Consider the following 3812-nt stretch of genomic DNA (forward strand, 5'->3'; position numbering starts at 1 on the left):
AATAGTCCTCGTATAGGCAAAAATACACGTAATGGCTATACAACAAAACGGCTATTTACTGATGATGGTGAATTTGAACTAGACACGCCTAGAGATCGTGATGGCACTTTTGAGCCCCAGCTGATCAAGAAGAGTCAAACCCGTATCACACAAATGGATAGCCAAATCCTATCCCTATACGCCAAAGGCATGACGACACGAGATATTGTTGCTACATTCAAGGAAATGTACGATGCGGATGTCTCCCCAACGCTTATTTCCAAAGTGACGGATGCAGTTAAAGAACAAGTAATAGAATGGCAAAATCGACCATTGGATGCCCTTTATCCTATTGTCTATATGGATTGTATCGTGGTGAAAGTGCGTCAAGATAGTACGATTATTAACAAAGCGGTGTATCTAGCATTAGGTGTCAATACAGACGGACAGAAAGACTTATTAGGTATGTGGATGTCAGAAAACGAAGGTTCTAAATTTTGGCTCTCAGTCCTTACAGAACTGAAAAATCGTGGTTTAAAGGATATTCTGATTGCCTGCGTAGATGGACTGAAGGGCTTTCCTGATGCAATCAATACAATTTACCCTGATACGCATATTCAGTTGTGTATCATCCACATGGTACGCAACAACCTTAAATATGTGAGTTGGAAAGACTACAAAGCTGTCACAGCCGATTTAAAAAAGATATATCAAGCTGTTACAGAAGACGCAGCCTTACAGGCTTTAGATGAATTTGGACAAAAATGGGATGAGAAGTATCCTCAAATCAGCAAGTCATGGCTTGCCAACTGGTCGAATCTCAACACGTTCTTCGCTTACTCTATGGATATTCGCAAAGCGATTTACACGACGAATGCGATTGAATCATTGAACAGTGTTATCCGCCATGCAACCAAGAAAAGAAAAATCTTCCCAACTGATGATTCCGTGAAAAAGGTGGTATATTTAGCAATTATGGCAGCAAGCAAAAAATGGACGATGCCTATTCAGAATTGGAAAGCTGCTATGAATCGCTTTAGTATCATGTTTGAAGAGCGTGTAACCAAGTATTTTTAAAACTGTATTTACACAGAATTATTTACACCCTTTCAAGCTTCTGTTTAAATGCTTCTTCAACATTACTATCATCATCTAAAAGTGAAAATTTTGGTAATTCCAAATATAGCTTATCTAAGTATTGCTTTACCAAACTGCTGGCATTACTTCTACCCTTTTCTAAAGCATCTATTGCCATTCGATATTGAGTATTTGTGAATAATGCAACTTGATTATCTTCAGCAACAATAAAACTCGGAGCACTACCAAGAAGTTTAGGTTTCTCATATTTATATTTATCATAAGCCCAACGAACTAACTTTTCATATTCCTCTGCATATCTTTCAGAATCCGACAAATCAACATGTAGTCTACCTGCATAAAATATAGGTTTAGGAGCATCAGGTTCAGCTATAACAGCGACAATTTTATTTTTATCCCTTTTACTATAAAGCTCCTGCGATAGAATCGTAGATTCAGTTCCAACACCGCCATGGCGTTGATTTGCACGATCCGTATATTTTCCATCAATAATCATAATTATTTTAGTAATAGTAGGATCATTAACCATACTTTCCATGAAGAATATTGGGTCATCTCCTTCTCTTAATTCCCATTTATCAAGGGCAATATCAATACCATCTTTCATTAAGTTTTCAGCTAATTCTAGAACCCATTCTTCATGTTCAGGACTTGACCAACTATATGAAACAAATATTTTAGGTACATCGACTTGCTGCATTTTTAATATCTCAAAGATAAACAATTATTTTAAAGCTTTGTACACGACAAAAAAAGATAACTCATTGAAATAATGGCATAATACTTGTTTTCTGACGACGAATATGATGACACATTTCAATGAGTTACATCTCATCTTAAACAAATATCTAAAGTGGAACAAGTCACATGCAAAATGTTTTACACTGATTATGCTTGCATTAATTGTAAAACAGACATGTAATCTTTCTTCTGCATCTAAAGCCTTACCCATCAAGTGCTTACCACAATCATTTTATCGACGTATACAACGCTTCTTTGCAGATCAGTATTTCGATTATCGTCAAATTTCTCAGTTAATTTTCAATATATTTTCATTCGATAAAGTCCAATTAACTTTGGATAGAACTAATTGGAAATGGGGAAAACGAGATATTAATATCTTGATGTTAGCCATCGTCTATCGTGGAATAGCGATACCTATTGTTTGGACATTGCTCAATAAACGTGGAAATTCAGATACAAAAGAGCGTATTGCTTTGATTCAACGCTTTATCTCCATTTTTGGTAAAGATCGTATTGTGAATGTGTTTGCAGACAGAGAATTTATCGGTGAGAAATGGTTTACATGGTTAATTGAAAATGACATTAACTTCTGTATACGTGTTAAAAAAACTTTATTGTGACCAATCACTTAGCCAAGAATCATAAAATTAGTGATTTATTTCGTCATCTTCAAGTTGGTCAAACTGAATGTCGTAAACGACGTATTTGGGTTGGTCGAGTGAAACTGTATATTAGTGCGCTACGATTAGAAGATGGAGAGCTTTTACTTGTTGTTTCTCCTATGTTTAATGCTTCTGCTATTCGTGATTATGCATTACGCTGGGAAATCGAAACGTTATTTAGTTGTCTCAAAGGACGTGGATTCAATCTTGAAAATACTCGTTTAACAGACCCTAGACGAGTCAAGAAATTGATAGCAGTGCTAGCTATCGGTTTCTGTTGGTGCTATTTAACAGGTGAATGGCAACATGATCGGAAAAAAGCGATAAAAATAAAGAAGCATGGACGACTTTCAGTAAGTTTATTTCGCTACGGTTTGGACTATGTTCAAATGGCTATTCTACGTTTGATTGGTTTTGGAAAAAAAGAAGAATTTAAGAAAGTGCTAGCAATTTTAAGAAAGAAAAAGCCTGATAGGACAAGGATCCTATGAAATTTGTCGTGTACAGAGATTTTAAAGTTATATAACTTATTTTAAGTTAAATAGGGAAAAGAAAAGATAATTCTGTAATGATCATTCACTATTTAGAAAATTTTCACGGTTTTCATTAGGTAATATACAAGAATTAAAAATGTCATGTGATATGTAACCTTTTACTATGAAATAACTTTAAAATTTTATGTATGTTTAGGGTATGCCTCAATCTGACGGCTGCGAACCGCCAGGGACAGGCGCAATGTCAGATTCTGTCGCGGCCTTGGCGCGTGCCTGGAAGCGTTCATAGCAATCCAGCCCGCAGAAATGTTCGACGTATTCCGCGCCTTCCGGGGTGAAGGCGGCATCGAGCGGAATTTCTTTGCAGCATACGCAGCAGGTGGTGCAACTGGCAGTGTTCGGGGCGTTTGCGTTCATGGTGGTACTCCTCCAGATTGGTAGCGAAGCTCAAAGCTGCCCACTCTCGGCTGGCTGGGAAGCGGTCATGATCTTCCCTTGAAGGCCCGCAGCAGCCGCGTCACAGACAGGACAAACAAGCCGGTCAGCGTGAGGGCTGCAATACCCCAGTGCTCCCCGATGAACGCGCCGGCGGTTGTGCCGGCCAGCACGACAGCGAGGATGGGCAGGTGGCAGGGGCAAGTCAGCACAGCCAGTCCGCCCCACAGGTAGCCGGTGATCGGTTTGTGCGTCTCGGACGGCAAGCGCTCGGGGTTGTTCATGGCAGACTCTCCGCGTGCTGTGCCGGCTCGGTCGGCAGGGTGGCCAACTGCACTTCCAGATCGGCCAACGCTTCGCGCCGACGCTCGACGAACTGACGCAGCAGGGCAAGCTGCGT

5 protein-coding genes and 1 pseudogene are annotated in these 3812 nt (G+C 39.7%); 2 read left to right on the forward strand and 4 right to left on the reverse strand.

Features of this window, described 5'->3' with window-relative positions; all coding sequences use genetic code 11:
- A partial coding sequence (locus tag C9E89_RS21795) for an IS256 family transposase (RefSeq protein WP_107010209.1) occupies positions 1-1056 on the forward strand: 1056 nt, incomplete at its 5' end.
- 22 nt (positions 1057-1078) lie between these two features.
- Here C9E89_RS21795 and C9E89_RS21800 read toward each other — a convergent pair.
- On the reverse strand, positions 1079-1777 hold the full coding sequence (locus C9E89_RS21800) for a toll/interleukin-1 receptor domain-containing protein (RefSeq protein ID WP_228199101.1): 699 nt from the start codon (positions 1775-1777) through the stop codon (positions 1079-1081).
- A gap of 106 nt (positions 1778-1883) precedes the next feature.
- Between C9E89_RS21800 and C9E89_RS21805 the strand changes: the two genes are divergently transcribed.
- Positions 1884-2974, forward strand: a protein-coding gene (locus tag C9E89_RS21805) for an IS4-like element ISAba33 family transposase (RefSeq protein ID WP_107010211.1) whose coding sequence is annotated in 2 segments (ribosomal slippage) — positions 1884-2424 and positions 2424-2974 — 1092 coding nt in all. Because the reading frame shifts where the segments join, the coding sequence is not laid out codon by codon here.
- 207 nt (positions 2975-3181) lie between these two features.
- Here C9E89_RS21805 and C9E89_RS21810 read toward each other — a convergent pair.
- From C9E89_RS21810 to C9E89_RS21825, 3 genes and pseudogenes are all read right to left on the reverse strand, one after another.
- Positions 3182-3394 (reverse strand): DUF3330 domain-containing protein, encoded by a 213-nt coding sequence (locus tag C9E89_RS21810; RefSeq protein WP_000993245.1) that lies wholly within the window; start codon positions 3392-3394, stop codon positions 3182-3184.
- 65 nt (positions 3395-3459) lie between these two features.
- Positions 3460-3696, reverse strand: a complete 237-nt coding sequence (gene merE / locus C9E89_RS21820; protein ID WP_107010210.1) for a broad-spectrum mercury transporter MerE — start codon at positions 3694-3696, stop codon at positions 3460-3462.
- Positions 3693-3812: pseudogene (locus C9E89_RS21825) on the reverse strand (transcriptional regulator MerD); the annotation flags it as partial. The gene merE and the pseudogene C9E89_RS21825, both read right to left, overlap by 4 nt.

Source organism: Acinetobacter sichuanensis (assembly GCF_003024515.2).
GTDB classification, from domain to species: Bacteria; Pseudomonadota; Gammaproteobacteria; order Pseudomonadales; family Moraxellaceae; genus Acinetobacter; species Acinetobacter sichuanensis.

What these genes read in the sequence shown, in the direction of transcription:
- C9E89_RS21800 (WP_228199101.1), bottom strand. Translation starts at nt 1,777, where the DNA reads ATGCAGCAAGTCGATGTACCTAAAATATTTGTTTCATATAGTTGGTCA.
- C9E89_RS21810 (WP_000993245.1), bottom strand. Translation starts at nt 3,394, where the DNA reads ATGAACGCAAACGCCCCGAACACTGCCAGTTGCACCACCTGCTGCGTA.
- merE (WP_107010210.1), bottom strand. Translation starts at nt 3,696, where the DNA reads ATGAACAACCCCGAGCGCTTGCCGTCCGAGACGCACAAACCGATCACC.